15 protein-coding genes, 1 other RNA gene and 1 pseudogene are annotated in these 18,826 nt (G+C 56.3%); 11 read left to right on the top strand and 6 right to left on the bottom strand.

The window, feature by feature from the left end; genetic code table 11:
- The first annotated feature begins 166 nt into the window (after positions 1–166).
- The 4 genes from CGZ80_RS17080 to CGZ80_RS17065 all read left to right on the top strand — a co-directional run bounded on the left by CGZ80_RS17080 (position 167) and on the right by CGZ80_RS17065 (position 4,015).
- Positions 167–1,363 (top strand): Gfo/Idh/MocA family protein, encoded by a 1,197-nt coding sequence (locus tag CGZ80_RS17080; RefSeq protein WP_233148482.1) that lies wholly within the window; start codon positions 167–169, stop codon positions 1,361–1,363.
- A gap of 218 nt (positions 1,364–1,581) precedes the next feature.
- On the top strand, positions 1,582–2,295 hold the full coding sequence (ispD, locus tag CGZ80_RS17075) for a 2-C-methyl-D-erythritol 4-phosphate cytidylyltransferase (protein WP_094416629.1): 714 nt from the start codon (positions 1,582–1,584) through the stop codon (positions 2,293–2,295).
- Positions 2,292–3,575: a tyrosine--tRNA ligase gene (gene tyrS / locus CGZ80_RS17070; RefSeq protein WP_094416627.1), complete on the top strand. Its 1,284-nt coding sequence runs from the start codon at positions 2,292–2,294 to the stop codon at positions 3,573–3,575. The genes ispD and tyrS overlap by 4 nt, the downstream gene beginning before the upstream one ends.
- Positions 3,576–3,745: 170 nt before the next feature.
- Positions 3,746–4,015, top strand: a complete 270-nt coding sequence (locus CGZ80_RS17065) for a hypothetical protein (RefSeq protein WP_198953720.1) — start codon at positions 3,746–3,748, stop codon at positions 4,013–4,015.
- A 344-nt stretch (positions 4,016–4,359) separates the two neighbouring features.
- Here the strand turns inward: CGZ80_RS17065 and ffs are convergent.
- Positions 4,360–4,454, bottom strand: an RNA gene (gene ffs, locus CGZ80_RS17060) — signal recognition particle sRNA small type.
- 45 nt (positions 4,455–4,499) lie between these two features.
- Positions 4,500–4,748, bottom strand: a complete 249-nt coding sequence (locus tag CGZ80_RS27655; protein WP_143543996.1) for a hypothetical protein — start codon at positions 4,746–4,748, stop codon at positions 4,500–4,502.
- Positions 4,749–4,850: 102 nt separating this feature from the next.
- On the opposite strand from CGZ80_RS27655, the gene CGZ80_RS17055 reads away from it, so the two are divergent.
- The 6 genes from CGZ80_RS17055 (at position 4,851) to CGZ80_RS17030 (ending at position 14,446) form a co-directional block, all read left to right on the top strand.
- Positions 4,851–5,804: a DoxX family protein gene (locus CGZ80_RS17055; RefSeq protein WP_094416808.1), complete on the top strand. Its 954-nt coding sequence runs from the start codon at positions 4,851–4,853 to the stop codon at positions 5,802–5,804.
- Between the two features lie 91 nt (positions 5,805–5,895).
- Positions 5,896–7,749 (top strand): Gfo/Idh/MocA family protein, encoded by a 1,854-nt coding sequence (locus CGZ80_RS17050; RefSeq protein ID WP_094416623.1) that lies wholly within the window; start codon positions 5,896–5,898, stop codon positions 7,747–7,749.
- Positions 7,750–8,039: 290 nt separating this feature from the next.
- Positions 8,040–8,900, top strand: coding sequence for a YgfZ/GcvT domain-containing protein (locus CGZ80_RS17045; protein WP_094416621.1), 861 nt, complete (start codon positions 8,040–8,042; stop codon positions 8,898–8,900).
- Positions 8,901–9,021: 121 nt separating this feature from the next.
- Positions 9,022–9,915, top strand: a complete 894-nt coding sequence (locus tag CGZ80_RS17040) for a DUF58 domain-containing protein (protein WP_094416619.1) — start codon at positions 9,022–9,024, stop codon at positions 9,913–9,915.
- Positions 9,912–11,900: a vWA domain-containing protein gene (locus tag CGZ80_RS17035; protein ID WP_094416617.1), complete on the top strand. Its 1,989-nt coding sequence runs from the start codon at positions 9,912–9,914 to the stop codon at positions 11,898–11,900. Before CGZ80_RS17040 ends, CGZ80_RS17035 begins: the two co-directional genes overlap by 4 nt.
- A 251-nt stretch (positions 11,901–12,151) precedes the next feature.
- Positions 12,152–14,446, top strand: a complete 2,295-nt coding sequence (locus CGZ80_RS17030; protein ID WP_143543995.1) for a hypothetical protein — start codon at positions 12,152–12,154, stop codon at positions 14,444–14,446.
- A 465-nt stretch (positions 14,447–14,911) separates the two neighbouring features.
- On the opposite strand, the gene CGZ80_RS17025 is transcribed toward CGZ80_RS17030, so the two are convergent.
- The 3 genes and pseudogenes from CGZ80_RS17025 to CGZ80_RS17020 form a co-directional block, all read right to left on the bottom strand.
- Positions 14,912–15,955 (bottom strand): methyltransferase, encoded by a 1,044-nt coding sequence (locus CGZ80_RS17025; protein WP_094416613.1) that lies wholly within the window; start codon positions 15,953–15,955, stop codon positions 14,912–14,914.
- Between the two features lie 135 nt (positions 15,956–16,090).
- Positions 16,091–16,387 carry a hypothetical protein gene (locus CGZ80_RS29265; RefSeq protein ID WP_409994552.1) on the bottom strand — a complete coding sequence of 99 codons (297 nt, stop codon included), beginning with the start codon at positions 16,385–16,387 and terminating at the stop codon, positions 16,091–16,093.
- A 156-nt stretch (positions 16,388–16,543) separates the two neighbouring features.
- A pseudogene (locus CGZ80_RS17020) lies at positions 16,544–17,496 on the bottom strand (sulfatase-like hydrolase/transferase); the annotation flags it as partial.
- Positions 17,497–17,836: 340 nt separating this feature from the next.
- On the opposite strand from CGZ80_RS17020, the gene CGZ80_RS17015 reads away from it, so the two are divergent.
- Positions 17,837–18,232, top strand: coding sequence for a hypothetical protein (locus tag CGZ80_RS17015; RefSeq protein ID WP_094416611.1), 396 nt, complete (start codon positions 17,837–17,839; stop codon positions 18,230–18,232).
- Between the two features lie 30 nt (positions 18,233–18,262).
- Here the strand turns inward: CGZ80_RS17015 and CGZ80_RS17010 are convergent, their stop codons facing one another.
- The gene (locus tag CGZ80_RS17010; protein ID WP_094416608.1) at positions 18,263–18,691 is read right to left on the bottom strand and encodes an Rrf2 family transcriptional regulator; all 429 of its coding nucleotides are present in this window, start codon (positions 18,689–18,691) and stop codon (positions 18,263–18,265) included.
- Positions 18,692–18,826: the final 135 nt, after the last annotated feature.

Below are 18,826 nucleotides of genomic sequence, written 5' to 3'. Positions count from 1 at the left end.
ACGGAGCTCCAGTCGGACGGTTGGAAAGTTGCAGACGAGCCGGACAAGCGGATGACGGGGAATTGTAGCGCAGGCGGAGGAACTTTACGATTGCATCCCGCTGAGATTTTTTCCCCTTGAAGCGTTTATTGTCCCCCTTCGCATCACCGAGGTCAACAAAACCGCCATGGCTCTGAATGAACCCCTTAACCGTAAGCTCCGAATGGCACTGGTTGGCGGAGGACAAGGCTCCTTTATCGGCCGCGTCCACTCCATTGCCGCTTGCTTGGACAATCGCGCGACGCTGGTCGCCGGTGCACTCAGCAGCAACCCGGAACGCGCCAAAGCGTCGGCTCCTGATTATGGGATCGCTCAAGAACGTGCTTACACCAGCTATCAGGAATTGCTGGAATCGGAATTGAAGCTGCCTGAAAGCGAACGCATCGACTTCGTCAGTATCGCGACACCAAACCACGTGCACTTTGAAGTCGCCGATGCGGCCATCAAAGCGGGCTTCAACGTTGTCTGTGACAAGCCGATGACGTTCGATCTTGCCCAAGCGGAAGAGTTGCTGAAAACGGTACAAAACAGCGACGTCGTGTTCGCGCTCTCACACAACTACACCGGCTATCCCTTGATTCGCCAAGCACGCGAGATGATCGCGAGCGGTGAACTGGGCGAAATCAACGCCGTCCGTGCACAGTACATCCAAGGCTGGTTGCGCACCTCGCTTGAAGCGGAAGACCAAAAGCAAGCGGCTTGGCGAACCGACCCCAGCAAGAGCGGTGCGGCTGGCGCATTCGGCGACATCGCAACGCACGCTTACAATCTCGGTCGCTACATGACCGGCTTGCTGCCCGATCAAGTGAGCTGCAGCCTGAAAGCATTCGTCGAAGGCCGCAAGCTGGACGACTACGGAACCGCGGTGATTCGTTATGAAAACGGCGCCCTCGGTACCGTCACCGCTTCGCAAATCAGCCACGGCCGTGAAAACGATTTGGAAATCGAAATCGACGGCACTAAGGGGTCGCTGAAGTGGCGTCAAGAAAATCCCAACGAGATGATCTATCGTCAAAACGGCAAGGCGCATCAGATCCTGACTCGCGATCCGAACGCACCGTACATGAACCCACTCGGTGCAGGCGCCTGCCGCTTGCCTTCGGGACACCCCGAAGCGTTCTTCGAAGCGTTCGCCAACGTTTACGCCTCGGCGTTCGACGCGATGGCCAAACGAGCCGCTGGTGAAAAGGTCGAGCAAAAAGACACCGTCTACACCAACTGCTACGACGGTGTCGAAGGCATGTACTTCATCCAGCAGTGCGTCGCCAGTAACACCGAAAACGCCGCGTGGTTGCCACTGAAGCACGAAGCCGCACGCCGCTAGGGTTTGGTTGAGAAAGAAGACTGGGACGGTTGGAGTTCAGGCTTCAGCCGTTCGGTCGGATGGAGTTTTTGCGATGCTTGTGAAGGCGTTGTGTTAACGAAACGGGACTTGGGACCGGGGTGGCTCGGGACCGAGAATCGCCTAAAGGCTAGACTCCAGCGAGGAAACTGCTGGGAGCTTCTTTCTCTTGAATTGTTTCTGTCGGTGGCGAGGAACAGATGACTGACTCATCCTTGGGCGTTGCCGTAGTCATGCCGGCTGCGGGCAGCGGGCGACGTTTTGGTTCCGACCGAAACAAGCTGTTCGCATTGCTTGACGGAAAACCGATTTGGGAACGTTCGGCAGAACGACTGCGCGAACATCAGGCCGTTCGCCGGATCGTGATGCCCGTCTCTGCTGACGACCTTTCGTATTTCCGGAGCGAAGTCGCCGACGTCGTTGCTCAGCTTGGGATCGAAATCGTTCTGGGCGGTGCTGAGCGAACCGACAGCGTCGGCGCGGGTCTAAAGGCATGCGAAGGCGATGACTCGATCGATCTCGTTGCGATCCATGATGCAGCTCGACCGTTGGTGACCGTGGACGAACTGGAGCGGGTCTTTCGCAAAGCGAGCCAATGTGGCGCGGCGATCTTGGCTGTTCCAATGACGGCGACGGTGAAGCAGTCACTTGACGAGGGCGAATCCTGTTCGACCATCGACCGCAGCACCCTGTGGTTGGCACAAACACCCCAGGTGTTTAAACCGGAGGTTTTGCGTCAAGCTTATGCGCGACATCGAGGGCGGCCAGCGACCGACGACGCAGAGCTTGTTTCGCGGATTGGTGTCGACGTGGCACTGGTCGAAGGTTCGTCCGAAAACATCAAAATCACACATCCCGGCGACCTGACCATCGCCGAGGCCATTTTTAACAGTCGAAAAAACGTAACACGATGAGCGATTTAGACCTAATTTCCGAGCTGCGTTGGCGCGGGCTGATTCACCAAATGACCGACGAAGCCGGCTTGGCAAAGCTGCTCGCGAGCGGCCCACAAACGGTCTACATCGGTTTCGACCCCACCGCATCGTCGCTGCACGTCGGTTCGTTGATGCAACTGATGATGTTGCGACGGTTTCAAAAGGCTGGCCACCGACCGATCGCGTTGGTTGGCGGGGCGACCGGGATGATCGGCGACCCCAGCGGCAAGAGCGAAGAACGAAATCTGTTGGATGCCGATCAGCTGGCGGCCAATATCGCCGGGATCGAAGGCCAAATGCGCAAACACTTGTCGTTCGAAGGCGACCAAGGCGCGCTACTGCTGAACAACTACGACTGGATGAAGGGCTACGGATACCTGGAATTCCTCCGTGACATCGGCAAAAACTTCCCCGTCGGCACGATGATGGGCAAGGAATCGGTGCGGGCGCGGCTGGGCAGTGACGCCGGCCTGAGCTACACCGAATTCAGTTACATGCTGCTGCAGGCGTACGACTTCGTTTACTTGTGCAAACATCACGGCTGTCATATCCAAGCGGGCGGCAGCGACCAGTGGGGCAACGTCACCGCTGGAATCGACCTCGCCCGGCGGATGCTGTCCAAGCAAGTCTTCGGGCTCACCGCGCCGCTGTTGACGACGACCGACGGCAAGAAAATGGGCAAGACGGAAAAAGGCACCGTCTGGTTGGACCCCGAACGCACCAGCCCGTACGAGTTCTACCAGTACTGGGTCAACGTCGACGACGCAGATGTGATGCGGTGCATCGCATACCTGACCGAAATCGAGCGAGAAGAATTCGACCAGCTGGCCGAATTGACGAAAAGTGACCCGGCGCGGCGAACGGCCCAGAAACGCTTGGCGGAGTGGTTGGTTGAATTCGTGCACGGCGACGAAGGCCTCCGCTCGGCTCAAGCGGCCAGCAAAGTGCTCTTCGGTGGCGAGATCGAATCGATGGACGACCACCAACTGGGCCAAATCTTCGCGGATGTCCCCAATAAGCAACTCGACCGTGACATGCTGTCCGGAGAGGGACTGTGGATTATTGAAGCCCTCCAATTGGCGGGGTTGGCGAACAGCGGTGGCGATGCTCGCCGGGGGGTCAAAGAGGGCGGTGTTTATCTGAACAATAGACGCGTAACCGACATGAACCTTAAATTGACCGATTCTGACCTCGCGAGTGAGACTGTGATGGTATTACGCAGGGGCAAAAAAAAGTACGCGTTGTTAAAATTCGCTTGAGCGATCGTTGTTCGTGTTAGCGTTTCAACGATCGAAACCTTTTCGCTTGGCGTTGGTTTCATCTGATATGAACGCAAAACAACACTTTTCTCGCGGTTTCATCGCCGCACTACTGATTTTCTGCACAGCGTCTGTCGACACAGCGCCCGCTTTTGCACAGCGAGGCGGTGATGACGGAGGACGCGGTGGCGACCGTGGGGGTGATCGCGGTGGCGACCGTGGCGGATTCCGCGGCGGGCCTCCCGGTTGGCGAGGTGGACGACAAGATGATCGCGTACGCCGAACGAATCATCGGCCGGTACGACAGCAACAACGACAAACAGCTCGTCAAAAGCGAGTACGAAAAGATGTTGATGAGTCCGGTGGCTGCGGACGCAAATCGCGACGGAATCATCACCGTCAAAGAATACGCATTGTGGATGCAATCACGACGCCGCTAACCCGCAAGTTGGAGTCTAGCCTTTAGGCGATTCTTCCATCCCGCACGTTGGAGTCTAGCCTTTAGGCGATTTCCGATCCCCAACCTCACAGATACACCCCCGCCCCGCCATCAACGCGGGGCCCTGTATCGACTGTTCCCAGCACGTTCAAACGCAAGCGAGGTTGGCATTTACCAAGCCAACTGCCGACCAAGCTGCCGCGACTACAGCCTTCTGTGCCGCATAGCCACTCAACAAGAACGCTACTTTCGCGGGAGCGAAAGGCGACAATAGAAGACACCGTGCTTGTCTCAAGAAGGATCTGCCGAAAACATCTTTGCGGCAAATCAAATTTTGTGCTGCACGTTGGAGGCGACCCTCACACAAAGCTACATCGCTTATGGCTGCTCCAGTTAAGTCCTGACCAGGTTCACGACTCACAGTCGCAAGGGTCGCCACCGACGCACAGCAGGCGAATGACAGAAGCGAAGATTCAGCTCTCTCGTCAATCGGGCCAGAAGCTTAACGTGAGCAACACAAGTTGGAAAGGCACGATCGCAACCAAGTTGGCAGGAAGCGGCAGATTCGCGATCGCGGGTGTCGATTCAATCGTCAAACCTTCTTTCAGCCGCATTGACGCGTTGAACAACAGCGTCCCGACATCCGCTGCGTCGGAATCGTGCCTCGCCGATTCCGCTGTTACGGGGGGCGGGCACGAGGCTTTCTCCTTGGCGTGGAAAGATTTGTTGTCCATAATGCGGACTTCCCGCCTCGACAGCTTGCGGCCTTTCAACGGAAACGTCTGCTTTCGCAAGCCAGCCTACCAACTTGCCTAGCATCGGAGCCATCTGCGATCGTGAAAACCCTTTTCTTATTCCCACTTCGACTACTTGTCGGTTGGGGAATCTCACCTCGGATCCTCGGAATCCTTGCGATAACGATGCTGGTCCTGCTTCGGCTGACAATCGGATTCCACTTTCTTAGTGAAGGCAGCGACAAGGTTCGCAAAGGCGACTGGGACGCAGCCCCGTTCTTTGCCAACGCAAAAGGCCCCTACGCGGAGCACTTCCACAGTCTGGTTTGGGACCGACGTGGCGAATTCCGTATGGATCGCAAAAACCACGAGTGGTGGCTCGGCGAGTACTCCGATCGGGCGGCCGATTACTACCAGTTCGGTGACAAAGAGAAAAAGGCAGCCAAGGATGCCTTGAACACGACGCTGGAGAATTTCGATCTGATTATGGCGACCTACGCCGATGACATCCGCGAGTACAAGCTGGGTGTCGCACAGGTCGCAAAGCTGAGCAGTGACCCGGCACGTCAGGGTGTCGAGAGCTTGGCCGACCAAGTCGAAACGGTTCGCAAAGAGAACGAAGCGAAAATCAAACCGGTTCTGACTGAGATCGATCAATTGTGGAGCGCGTACGAAGCGACCATCAATTCTCTGGCCGCTCCAAACCAGCGTGCCATGTCGCCACCGATCAAAATCCAGCGTCCACGTCTGGAACGAATCGATACCTCCGTTCTCAATCGGGTGGTGCCATACTTTGACGTCGTGATCGGTTGGTGCCTCCTTCTGGGACTGTTTACTCCACTCGCGTCGTTGGCCGCGGCCGGTTTTCTCGGTTCAGTTTTCCTGAGCCAGTACCCGCCTGCGACCGGACCGACCAGCAGCATCTACCAGATGGTGGAATGCTTGGCGTGCCTCGTATTGGCTGCCACAGGTGCCGGGCGATTTGCCGGCTTGGATTTCTTCTTGCACTTGATCGTGCGAAAGTCCGTCGCGAAAACCGCGACGGAGAAAAAGTAAATCCAGATAAGATGAAGGGACGCCGCCCAAGAGCCGTCCTTGTCGCATTTCCCCACACAACAAAACAAACCACCGTTTCGAGGATAGATAGATGGTCGACAAGCTTTCTGCAGACGAGCGCACCGTCGGTGAAGCAAACTATTACAACGCCGTTTCCAGCTACTACGACGTCAACCGACGCGACTTCTTGCGTGGAATCGTCGCCACAGGTGCCGTCAGTGGCGCCGGCCTTGGTGCCGCCTACTTCGGTTACGGCGAAGTCAAAGATCCCGTCCGCGTCGCAGTCATCGGTACTGGCGACGAAGGCAACGTTTTGCTGGGCGGATGTAACCCTAACTACGTCGACGTCCGCGCAATCTGTGACATTCGTCCGTTCAGCCAACACCGCGCGTTCCACGGTGACTGCAGCAGTGCGTCTGCTTTGGTTCGCCGCCCCGGTCTGATCCGCGTTTGCGGTTACAAAGACGAATCGGAAGCTCGCAAGCACGTCAAGGTTTATGATGGCGTCAAAACGGGCGGCATCATGGAGTGCTTGGACGATCCCGATATCGAAGCGGTGATCATCGCGTTGCCACTGTGGTTGCACGCTCCTGTTGCCGCCTTGGCGATGGAACGTGGCCTGCATGTTCTGACCGAGAAGCTGATGGCTCACAACGTTGCCCAGTGCAAAGTGATGAGCCGTATGGCAGCTGAGTTGAAGGACAAAAAGAACAACCCGATTCACTTGGCCACCGGTCACCAGCGTCACTACAACGTCAAGTACGAAAACGCGGTTAACTTGATCCGCTGGGGACTTCTGGGCCAACTTCACCACATCCGTGCCCAATGGCACCGTGGCAACTTGCCCGGACGCGACAGCTGGTCGATGCCGATCCCCGGAGGTGAAATTGACGAGAACGGCAAGCTGTTCGATCGCATCGCCAAAGACCTCGCACACCGACGCAACGCGCTCAAGAACGCAACCTCGCCAGCAGACATCGAACGTCTGCAAGCCGAAGTCGCCCAGTGGGAAGCGTGGGACGCCGACAAAATGCTCAACGACCAGTTGGCAAAATTCGGCTATAACGATTTCTCGGTCAAGTTCCCAGGTGGCAAAGAAGAGATGTTCTCGGCCGCCGAAGAACTGCACCGCTGGCGTTTGTTCCAACGGACCGGTGCTGGTCTGATGGCCGAGCTGGGAAGCCACCAACTGGACGCCGTCAGCATCTTTTTGTCCTCGTTGCGAAGCGATGGCAAAAAGGTCCACCCGTTGAGCGTTCATGCTGTTGGCGGTCGTCACATCATGCCACGCGATCGTGAAGTCGGTGACCACATTTACTGCACGTTCGAATTCCCTGGCCCAGAGTATGCCGAGACTTTCGATGTCGGTTACCACGATAACATCGAAGGCTATCCCAACGGTGCCGTGCCAGGTTACGAGCAAGACCCGAACAAGAAAGTTGTCGTGACCTACAGCACGATCAACGGCAACGGGTTCGGCGGCTGGGGCGAAGTCGTGATGGGTTCCAAAGGCACCTTGATCTTGGACAAAGAGCAAGACGTGTTGCTGTACCGCGATAGCGACACCAGCAGCAAAGTCGGCGTCAAGAAACAGGACGGCGGCGGATACGCTCTCGATACCAGCGCCAGCGGTGACAATGCAGCTCCCGTCGCACAAGCCGCGTCGTCCGGTCCGGTTAGCCGCGGATACCGCGAAGAGATCGAGCACTGGGCATACTGCATCCGCAACCCTGATCCAGACAACCATCCACGCTGCTACCCCGAAGTCGCAATGGGTGACGCCGTCATCGCGTTGGGTGCAAACCAAGCACTCAAGAACGCGGCTGCCGGAAAGGGCGGGTACCTGCAGTACAAGGAAGAATGGTTCGACGTCAATAACGACGCCACGCCCGACGGTAGCGATATCGCCGAGCAAAAAGCGTACATGCTGAAAGACTTGAGCTAGTTCTCACTCAAAGCATGTCCAATCAAGCTGCTCGTGGACCAAGCGTCCTCGAGCAGCCTGCGAACTTGCGACTTATTGCTCTGAACACTGTCGCCTTTCACGCCGCAAAAGATGCGTGCATCTCTCTAAGCAGGCGGATCGAAACGCTAACTGTTGATCTCGCAATAGACATCAACCTCTCACTCGACCGTCCGCGACTCTTCCGGCATTGACTGCCAATTGCGCTACCGGCCGGGATTCGACTACTTCGTTCGTTCCGCCCCAGTTGCCATCATCCTCTTAGCCTTTCCATGACTGCGATCTTTCGACTTTCCGAACTGACTGTGCTCGATATCGTCGGTGTCGACGCCGCCACGATTTTGAGCAATTTGACGACCAATCATGTTCGCCAGTTGGAAGTCGGCTCGGGCTGTGAAACGTTTATCACCGACGTTCGCGGTAATACGCTCGGGTTCGTCGACGCTTTCCGAACCGCCGAAGGCTATCGGCTGATTGGTGCTCCTGGACAGGCAGACGCAATCACGGCACATGCCGATAAATACACGATTCGTGAAGATGCCGTCCCGGTCGACCGATCAAGCGAGCTGACCGCGTTTGTCTTCGCACCAAATTTTGCGAGCGGTTTGGCTTCCGAAACCGATTGGTCGCAGTCCAATGCCAATCGCTATGACGTGCGTTGGTTGGGTGAAGGCTCGTTCGTCGTGCTAACGGAAACGCCTGGCGCGGTGGAGCAAGTCATCCAAACGGTTGGCGAGTCAATTGGTGATGACGAAGCGTTTCATCAAGCTCGCGTGGCCGCCAATTTCCCGTGGTACGGCGTCGATTTGGGTGTGAAGAATCTTCCCCAAGAAGCGAACCGAATCGAGCAATCAATTTGTTTCACCAAGGGCTGCTATCTGGGCCAAGAAACGGTCGCGCGTCTCGATGCACTCGGCCAAGTGCAAAAGCAACTGATGCGTTGGCGGATCGAGGGCACGATTCCGGTTGCCGGCGCGGAAGTCAAATCGGGGGATAAAGTCGTCGGCCGACTCACTTCGATTGTGTCGCTAGCGGACGGCACGGGATTGGCAATTGGTGTAACCCGGCGATCGCATTTTGATGTCGGATCAACCGCCGAAGGCGATGGCTTTACGGCAACCGTGATCGAATAGCTTGCCGTCGCAGCGGCAGCAGGTTGTCGCTTCGTCGCTTGCCCAGACAGAATGTTTGCCCGTGGCTTCTTTTCGTGGTCCGAGGTCCCCTTGTCTGGGCAAAATTCGGTAAACTGTTCGCATGAGCGCTGCACCTGATACTCTGCAACTTTTGTCGCCCGAACTGCTGGCCAAGCTGGAACGTTTGGAGCTTGTTTCCCGCAAAGTTTTTCGCGGGCGGATGAAAGGCGAACGACGAAGTAAACGCAAAGGGCAAAGCGTCGAGTTCGCCGACTTTCGCAACTACGTCCCGGGCGACGACCTCCGTCTGATCGACTGGAATCTCTATGCCCGCCTGGATCAGCTTTTTTTGAAGCTGTATCAGGAAGAAGAAGACCTTCACGTTTATGCGTTGATCGACTGCAGCGAGTCGATGAACTTTGGAACGCCCACCAAGCTGCACGTTGCCAAGCAGATGGCCGCCGCACTGGGGTACATCGGCCTTTGCCGCGCCGACCGCGTCAGTGTCCAGGCACTGGGCGACCAAGGCCGTCGCGCACCTGTCCTGCGTGGCCGCACCGGTCTGTGGCAGATGTTGCAGTATCTCGAATCGATTCAAAGCGGCGACAACGTTTCGCTGTTGGACGCGGTGAAGGACTTTGCGATCCGCAACTCGGGGACCGGTGTCGTCGTGTTGTTGACCGACCTGATGGACAAGAATGGGTTCGAATCGGCACTGCGTCTGTTGATCGGACGTCGGATGGATGTCTACATCATGCATATCCTGTCGCCGGAAGAAATCGATCCGCCGATTCGTGGTGACCGACGCTTGATTGATATCGAAGACGGCGATGAAACCGAAATCACCGTCAACGCCTACGTGCTCGAACGCTACAAGCAAACACTGCAGTCGTTTTTGACGTCGATTAAAACGTTCAGCGCACGGCGCGGCATCGCATACCTTCCAGTTCGGACTGACCAAGCGGTTGACGACGTGATGACCAAGTACCTTCGTCAACGGGGCGTGGTTCGATGACCTGGATCTCGACATTGTTGCCTTGGCAATGGGCCGTGTTCGCGGCCGTGCCAATCGGCATCATCTTGTTGTACTTTCTGAAGCTCCGCCGTGAGCCGATTGAAATTCCCAGCACGTACCTTTGGTCTCGCACCGTCGAAGACCTGCACGTCAACAGCTTGTTCCAACGCATCCGACAGAACCTGCTGCTGTTTTTGCAGCTTCTGATCGTGTTGTTGGCCGCACTCGCTCTACTGCGTCCCGGACAGCAAGGCGAACGCTCGGGGCTGACACGCAAAGTCTTTCTGCTCGATTCGTCCGCAAGCATGATGGCGGAAGATCTGGAGGCCGAAAATCGTTTCGAAGCTGCCAAAACGATGATTCGCGAGCAGATCGACCAATTGGAAGACGAAGACACCGCGATGTTGATCACGTTTAACGACCGCGCCGAAGTGTTGCAGTCGTTTACGAGTGATCGAGGGCGTTTACGCGCGGCGCTCGATCGCGCCCAAGTCACCAACCGACCGACCGATATCATCGGCGCTTTAGAAGCCGCTGATGGACTTGCAAACCCCAGACGCAGCAGCGAAGCAGGGGACGTGAATGACATTCAGGTTGCCGATCCGATGCCCGCAGACCTGCTGATTTTCAGTGACGGTGGTTTTCCCGATGTCGCCGAATTCAACGTCGGTTACCTGACACCGACTTATGTGAAGATCGGTTCGGATCAGCCTCGAAACGTTGGCATCACTGCGTTTAGCGCCGATCGAAATGTTGAGCGTCAAGGCGACGCTCAAGCCTTTGTCAGTGTCGTTAATTTTGGCAAACAGGCCGAATCGCTGAATGTATCGATCTATGTCGATGGCCAATGGCGTGATTCGGCGTCGGTTGATCTCGAAGCCGACGAGGAAGGCTCGCTGACGTTTGCATTGACTGACCAAAACGAAGCCGCCACGTTGGAAGCACGGTTGGAATCTCCCGACGGCGAAAAGGCTTTCGAGGACGATCTAAGCATCGACAACTTTGCCTACGCCGGACTGCGTCCGATGCGAACCGTTTCGGTGTTGGTGATTACTGACGGCAACCGTCCGTTGGAACTTGGGCTCACGACGGACAGTGCGTCCAAGATTTGCATCGCAGATTTCCAACCGCCAAGCTTCATGGAAACGCCTGAGTACACCGCACGTGCGACGGCGGGCTTGGACGACCTGATCATCTACGACCGATGCAGCCCCAAAACGCTGCCGATGACCAATACCTTTTCGATCGCCAGTTTGCCAAGTGATCAATGGGAATGGACGAGCGAGCCGGGGCAAACGATCTTGGTCGATATCGATCGGACGCAACCGATCATGCAGTACCTGGAGCTGTTTTCGCTGCTGATTTTTGAAGGCCGCAGCGTGAAAGGGCCAACAGGAACCCGCGAGCTGCTCGGCGGTGACGACGGTTCGGTGATGGCACTCGCACCTCGCGACGGATACCAAGACCTAGTCCTGGGTTTCGCAATTGTCACGCGTGGCGATGACGGCATCCCACAAACCAATACCAACTGGTTCGCCGAGCGTTCTTGGCCGGTCTTTTTGCTGAACGTGCTGCGGCATTTGGCCGGTGCGGCTGACGCGACCAACGCCAGTTCATTTTTGCCAGGCGATACGGTTCGTTTGAGGGTGGAGAGCCAAATCGGCGAAGTGAAAATCGGTCGCGGATCGGGGACACCGGAAACGGTTCCGACCGGACAGTCGGGAACCGTCGAGTTCGTCGATTCGGAAATGCCTGGAAACTACCGCGTGACCGCCGACGACAAACTGGTCGATTTGTTCGCGATCAACCTATTCAGTCGGCGGGAGAGCCAGATCACTCCCCGACCAGAATTTGAAATCGGATACGACAAAATCACAACCTCTGGTACGATTGAAACCAGGCAAGAGTATTGGCGTTGGATCCTGCTGGTCGTCTTGGTCGCCTTGGCCGCCGAATGGTGGCTGTACAACAAGCGTATCGCGTAGCGGTTGGCATCCTCGGTGGCTTATAGCCCGGTTGATTTCGCAAGGTCTGCTTTTTACGCCGCGAAAATCGCATACGTCTGCGCTACTTTCGCGGAGCGAAAGGCGACATTGGGAGACCCGATTGGAAAGGGCCGCCAATTCACTCTGCCGTCTCGAACAGTTAATCAGCGCAGGGGTGTGACTTGATCTGGCAATGCTTCCGAACGGTTTTCATCGTCGCGATCCTGTGGCAATTGACGTCGACTATTTCTGTGTGTGCAGCGACACGGCATACCGATCGCATCTTCGAAGACCTTTGCAATTCACTGGTCGATGCTGGAAAGGTCGATGACGCGATTTGGATTTGCCAACGACAACTTCAGCAGAACCCTGACAGCACCCTCGCCCATGCTCGTTGGATCGGTCGCTTGTCGATCGTGCTTGCCGAAAAGGCTTCTGCATCGCTCTATGACTCTCGTGCTTCAGACCTAAACGAGACTTTCCAGCAGGCGTTGATCAATACCAACCAGCCGATCGATCGGTACCTGCAAGCCAACCCCGGCTTTCACGCGCAATCATTTTTGATCGCGGACCGCATTACGGCATCCACGCGAGTCCTCCGTACCGCAATCCTGGTAGCCTCGATTTCGTCGCAGACGGATCCTAACGACGACACACTCTTGCGAGCGATCAGTCGTTTGGAATACGAGGCAAGTGGTCTGGAACGGTCGGCCAAAGAATGCTGGACGCTCGCCAACACAACTCCGAAACCCGAAATTGAATCGGATCAGTGGCAACAGCTCATTCGTGAGCTTGCGATGCAGCAAGTTTCGCTTGCCATCATGCAAACCGAGCTGTTCGACCGCGGCAGCAACGATTTCGCTGCCGCTGCCGCAAATGCGACCGGTGTTGCAACCGAAACACTTCGTCAATTACCCGATGGTGTCCCCGCCAAACGCATCACGCGGATTCTGTTGGTTGAATCGCTCTTGCGAAGTGGTGATTCGCGAGAAGCCGAGCGTGAACTTGGACAACTGACGGATGTCAATCAACCGAGTGACGATTTAACACTGCGGGCATTACAGGTCCGGATCGCGTTGAACAACAAAGACGTTGATGAAGCAGAACGGTTGGTTGCTGCACCTACGGCCGCGACATCAATCGAATTGGATTTTGCCAAGTTAGAAATGCTGCTGGCGAAAGATGAAAGCGGCGAAATGGCGTCGAAGTGGTTGGCGACGATCGAGCAGCATGGTGGGGCATTCGCACGGCGACGAGCGGAGGCGTTGATCGTCCGGCACGCAAAGTCTATTGGCGGAAACGACGCAACTGCAAATCCAAAGTCGATGTCGCCAGCCGTGATCGCGGCTCAAGGAGAAGACTGGTTGCGACGTGGCGATTACCTTCGGGCAGCGAACTTACTCCGCGATGCGGCATCCGTCTCAAATGCGGAAGCGGCGATTCCATACGCGACGAAAAGTGCAGCGTCAGCAATCAAAGCTAGCGAGCCTCGCCACGCGATTGATACGCTACGCCTGGTTGCGATGAAATTTCCGAACGAGCCGACCGCATTTGAATTGATGACACAGGCTGCGTTGCTTGCCGCGAAGTTGCCTGCTGACAAGTCTTCGCAGACTCCGTTCGAGTTGCTGGAATCGCTGCTCACCGACATCACGCAGACTTGGCCAACACACGAAAAGACGCCCGCGATTGCCGAATGGCTTTGCAAGCTGTATCGCCAAACCGATCGGGATGAGTCCGCCGCGGAGTTCACGTTGCAATGGCTAACCCTGCGTCCGGACGCAGCCGCATCATCGCTTGTCGAGGAAACATGGTTCGAGTACCTGTCAGGCTTAGATTCTGAAACGTGTACCGCGTCAATTGACCGGTTGAATGCTGTCCTGTCAGAGCTGACGTCGGCAAGCGAAGAGAACGCATCGCCGTTCATTGGAGTCGTTAGCTTGTTGCTCGATCAACCGGCAACGTTCCAGTTTGCGGAGCCTGATTCACAGATGGGCGATGACCGGTTTGTCTGGACGCTCTACAAATTGCGATCTGGCGAAGCGGCGAAGTTGCAATTTGATGATGTATCGGCAGATCGCGTGAAACGTGGACGCTGGCGGTTGGAACGTGATATTCGAATTGGTGCAGGTGACGCGCGGTCGACAGCGCAAGCACTTGCCCAATGGCCGGGCGCGACCGCCGTCCAATCCGCAATCGCGACGTTTTGGAACGAGGGTGATGACGCATCCATCAACCGGCTCAAGGACTTGGCAGTTGATGCCGCGACGACGAATGATCAAGCCGATGACATCTTGCGCGTGCTAGCCAGTTCAAACTCGACCGCAGCCAAACGAGCCGCAGCTGAACTTGCCGAACGCCGCGCTGCGTCACAAAAGATTCGCAGCTATGGATGGTACCAAGCCAAGCTCAATGCGATCGAATGGCTCCAGGAAGCAGGCGAAGCGGACGAAGCAACGAAGCGTGCAAGCTTCCTGTTGCTGTTGCATCCACCCAAAGACGTCGCTCTCCGGCAAAGGTTAAAACAATACACCACCGCGCCATGACCGATCACATCGATCAGTGACTCGCCGAAAACACCCACCGGGTGGTGTTTCAGGAAACGTGCCGCGGCGATGTATTTGGCATTGATCGTGTCGATCGCAAGGATCGAAAGTCGTCGAAACGGCCGTGGCGACGTCGGCCCCTCCGGGGCGAACGCATAGTGAGCGATTAGTCTCGGGGCTGCTGCCCCGAGCTACCAAAGCCGGCCCCTCCGGGGCGTGCGAGTTTTGATTCAAAGATCGGTCTCAACAGAACGACGTCCGAATACGGTGCGAAATTGCAATTCGGCTGCCTCGGAACACAAAAGCTCTGCAGGTACATCAAACAATTCTGATGCGCCACCACCGGCCAATTCCGCGTCGGCAGGATTGACTCCGGAGGAGTCCGCGTGGGTAGCTCGGGGTGTCAGCCCCGAGATTACGACGCGAACCACGTCATCGCCCCGGAGGGGCCGGCGGTGGTTCGCTTTAAGCCTTCTTTGTTGCGACAAAGAAGCCTCGGTCGGCTAGGGTGTCGACGTAGGGGGCGCATTCGAAGCCTTGCTCTTCGAAAATCTTGCCGTATTCGGCTGGGCTGTAGCACCGACCTTGCGTGATGTTCGCTAACAACACCGAATATTCGGCAACTGGGAGTGGGCCATCCTTCGCGTCGTTTAAGAAGGCTTCGTGAACGATGACTTTGCCACCGACTTTCAGCGTCAATGCACACTTCTCGATCAGCTTGCGCACGTCGGGAAAGTCCCAGTCATGCAGGACATTCGACAAGAGGATACAGTCCGCTTCGGGCCAAGCGTCCTTGAACATGTCACCGGTTTGAACCGAAAGCCGATCTTGTAAACCGTGACGTTCGATTTCTGAACGAGTGATCGCGTCGACCGGAGCTTGCTCGAACACAACCCCGCGAAGCGATGTGAACCGACTGGCCAGGGTTGATGAATAAATTCCTGAACCGCCTCCAACATCCAGCAATGTCTCGACGTCTTGCATCCAGGGATCAAGGGCAGCTGCCATGGCTTGGCCCATCGCGACGCCACGGCAATTCATCAGCGCGGTGAAGCTCTGTGCGAACGCATCGTCCATCATCGATTCGTGCCAATCGCTGGTGTCGTCCTTGGCTTGCCAGTTGGCCGCTTTGTTCTGCGTCAGGACCTGCATGCAGCCCTGTGCGATCGGCGAATCGGCAATGGGCTGATAATACGGTCCCAAAAAGTACAACGAGGAATCGACCAAGTGCTCTTCGGCCATCTTGGTCAGCCGGTGCGTTTCACCTTCGGACACCAGCCATCCGCCAGCACGGCAAAGCGTTAGCAAGACATCAAGCGGCCGCGCGGCAAAATTGAAATGCGAAACCAATTGCGCTGTTGTGACGGAGCCTTGACCATCAATCCACGTGAAGAGGTTCAGCTTCAGGATCGCGACTGCCATCATGTCGGCGGCGTATTGTCGATCCCGATAGCGAAGGAGAAGCGCGGGATCGGTCGTCGGTGCGGAAGCGAGGTCGCCTTGGGACATTGTCAAATCGGTGGGGAGAGTCGAAGGGCAGAAGCGTACTGACGCTGTCTTGATCACTGCCGATCTTAAACGTGTGAGTTATTTGGCGACAGCGGTCACGAGACAGTAGCATAGGCAATAGCCAAGTGGTACGAGCTACAGGCTTGGCCGGACCTCGTTGCCCTTGTCATCGACCGGATAGACCGCGTGATGTCGTTCGAGCTGCTCACCCATTTCTTGGATCATCTGTTCCAGAATATGCGGTTGAGATTCCGACAAATCGTTCTGTTCGAAGGGGTCACTGGCGAGATTGAACAGTTGAACGTGGCTGTCGCTTTGGATGCGTTTCTCTTTCGCGTATTGATCTGGAAACGCGTGGAAGATGGCTTTCCAGTCGCCGCTGCGCCAAACGGTGAAGTAGTTGCTGCGATGCACACCGTGTGGATAGTGCATCAAGAACTGCTGTGGGTGCGTGCTATCGGATTGTCCCGTCAGCAGCGTTTGCAAGGGCAGGCCGTCAACGGTATGACCAGCGGGTACATCAGCTTCTGTCAGTTGTACAAGTGTTGGAAAGACATCGGTCACGTTGGCGACCTGAGTTTGAACGGTGTCCGCCGGAATTGGGAGTTGTTGTTGAAATGCGTTCGTGGAATCTCGTTTCGCCCAGGAAGCAATGAACGGCACGCGCATGCCGCCTTCGTAGTGGGCGCCTTTCTTACCGCGTAGGGGCGCCGCACAAGCGACTTCGTGTTGGTGTCCGAGCGGCGCGTCGCTGCCGTTGTCGCCCAAGAAGATCACGAGCGTGTCCTCGGCGATTCCCAATCTTCGAAGTGATCGAGCATTTCACCGAGCGATTGATCCATGCCTTCGATCAACGTCGCGAATGCTTGAGCCTGTGGCGAGACGCCCGAGTTGCGATAGTGGTCGGCAAACCTTGGATCGGAATCAAACGGCGCATGAACGGCGTATTGGGCAAAATATAGATAGAACGGTTCCCCTTTTTCAACCGTTTCCGAAACGCGATTCTTGGCTTCGATCGTTAACGCTTCAGTCAAAAACGTGTCTGTCCCGTGGTACTGCTCAAGTCCAGGAACCGCGTGGTTTTCACGTTTGGTTCCCAAGCCATAGTTCTTCTCGCCATAGTAGCTGCCTGGTGCGCCGAACGCGGCACCGGCGACGTTGATGTCGAAACCCAGATGGCTGGGGTCGGCGCCTTCATGATCGGCCGCCGCGAAGTGTCCTTTGCCGACATGGATGGTGGTGTAGCCTTGCTTTTGTAGCAATCCTGGCAAGGTCACATCGCTGCGATCGAGGCCGGCCCAATTCCAATTCGGCGGACCATTTTTTCCGCCATTGTTTGTTTCCGGATTGATCCAATTGGTAACGCGATGCCGGGCCGCATTCTGCCCCGTCATCAGACTGACTCGCGTCGGCGAACAGACGCTCATCGCATAAAACTGGCTGAATCGAATTCCCGATTTCGCAAGCCGTTCCATGGTCGGCGTGCGATAGTGGTCGTTAAGTGGGTAGCGTTTTGGCACGCCATTCTCGTCGACCAACATTGGGACTGACGTGTCCATCACTCCCATGTCGTCCACCAAGAACACCATCACGTTGGGACGTTTAGCGTTCGATGTGTCTGCACTCGCCACGCAGGGAAGAGTCAGGACGAGTAACACCAACAAAGTGGTTTGCATTGGACGCATTATTGATCACGTTTGTTGTGAGGCGGGAATTCGCGAGGCGGGCGAGAGCTTGGGAAGACTGCTAGTCTATCACGCAGCGTTTACATCGTGTGCTGCGATACGAAGGGGGCGTTCGAATCTTCTTCCGGACATTCAGGCACTCTGCCGATACAATGGCAGCCTTGCAAACCAGATCTTGTTTACTGGAATCAGCGACGTGGAACATCGATTCAATCCGGCCGACGCACAGACATATTTTTCGACGAACTTTTGGAAGAACCACATCTTCGTCGGCAGCGAACTCAACAAGAAGAAAGCGGAAGTTGTTTTCCAGCGGCGCGGCGTCGATGTCAGCTCTGTGATTTGCATGACGCGTTCTGAGCTGATCATGTTGGCAAGTGACTTGCACAATCGCCAAGCCGAATTCGCACGCGGCGGCCCGAATGCCAAGTACATCAGCCGGGTCGCCTTTGATATTTGGCAACGCGGCGGGCCACGCTCAAGAGATCGGCAAGCGGCGTCTCATACAAAGTCCAAGTTTGAATACAAAGTTCGATCAACCAACGGCGGTCGTATCGTCGTCTGTCACTACGAAGGCACCTGTGACATCTAGCATCACAGAACCATGCGGACCACTTGGCGACTACTCGGAAATCGATTCACAAAGCGGAATGACCGAGGTGGTTGAATTCAAAAGGTCTTCCAGGGTGACGTTTCCGAATGCTTGTTCGGCCTGCGCGTAGGCTCGGTCAAGTTCCGCGTGCAGCGGACAAAGCGTGTGGTGCGTTTTCAAACCGAGTGGGCATTGGCGAATTCGCTCGATCGGATCGACCAAGTTGACGACGTCCAGAATCGTCACTTCGGCAATCGGCTTACTAAGCACGTAGCCACCGCCAGGGCCCGGACGCGACCCCACCAGCCCTCCGGCGGCCAAGTCTTGCAAGACGCGTGTCAAATAGCGCCGCGGCACTTTCGTCTCGGCGGCCAGCTTGTCCGCCGAAGCCGCTTCACCGCGCCGATTCGCTAAGCAAACGACCGAACGCAACGCGTATTCAGCTGTTTTGGAAAGCATGTCTTTGGCCCGCCTGATCGAGTATCCGAGGCTGCGACGGGCTGTCGCTTGACGCTGCGGAATCGAATGTGTACCGTTTGGTGTAGATTTAGCCTAGCGGTTCGCGCGGGTGATTGCAAATCGGTTCGACAGCGT

The organism is Rhodopirellula sp. MGV, assembly GCF_002251265.1.
Lineage (GTDB): Bacteria > Planctomycetota > Planctomycetia > Pirellulales > Pirellulaceae > Stieleria > Stieleria baltica_A.
The sequence above is the reverse complement of the archived record's forward strand: the minus strand, read 5'-3'. Positions and strand labels throughout refer to the sequence as shown.

Bases quoted from the DNA above. Each gene is read 5' to 3' on its own strand.
- CGZ80_RS17035 (WP_094416617.1), top strand. From the start codon at position 9,912: ATGACCTGGATCTCGACATTGTTGCCTTGGCAATGGGCCGTGTTCGCG.
- CGZ80_RS17010 (WP_094416608.1), bottom strand. From the start codon at position 18,691: ATGCTTTCCAAAACAGCTGAATACGCGTTGCGTTCGGTCGTTTGCTTA.
- CGZ80_RS17065 (WP_198953720.1), top strand. From the start codon at position 3,746: ATGACGGAGGACGCGGTGGCGACCGTGGGGGTGATCGCGGTGGCGACC.
- CGZ80_RS17050 (WP_094416623.1), top strand. From the start codon at position 5,896: ATGGTCGACAAGCTTTCTGCAGACGAGCGCACCGTCGGTGAAGCAAAC.
- ispD (WP_094416629.1), top strand. From the start codon at position 1,582: ATGACTGACTCATCCTTGGGCGTTGCCGTAGTCATGCCGGCTGCGGGC.
- CGZ80_RS17040 (WP_094416619.1), top strand. From the start codon at position 9,022: ATGAGCGCTGCACCTGATACTCTGCAACTTTTGTCGCCCGAACTGCTG.
- CGZ80_RS29265 (WP_409994552.1), bottom strand. From the start codon at position 16,387: ATGCACTATCCACACGGTGTGCATCGCAGCAACTACTTCACCGTTTGG.
- CGZ80_RS27655 (WP_143543996.1), bottom strand. From the start codon at position 4,748: ATGGACAACAAATCTTTCCACGCCAAGGAGAAAGCCTCGTGCCCGCCC.
- CGZ80_RS17080 (WP_233148482.1), top strand. From the start codon at position 167: ATGGCTCTGAATGAACCCCTTAACCGTAAGCTCCGAATGGCACTGGTT.
- CGZ80_RS17045 (WP_094416621.1), top strand. From the start codon at position 8,040: ATGACTGCGATCTTTCGACTTTCCGAACTGACTGTGCTCGATATCGTC.
- CGZ80_RS17025 (WP_094416613.1), bottom strand. From the start codon at position 15,955: ATGTCCCAAGGCGACCTCGCTTCCGCACCGACGACCGATCCCGCGCTT.
- tyrS (WP_094416627.1), top strand. From the start codon at position 2,292: ATGAGCGATTTAGACCTAATTTCCGAGCTGCGTTGGCGCGGGCTGATT.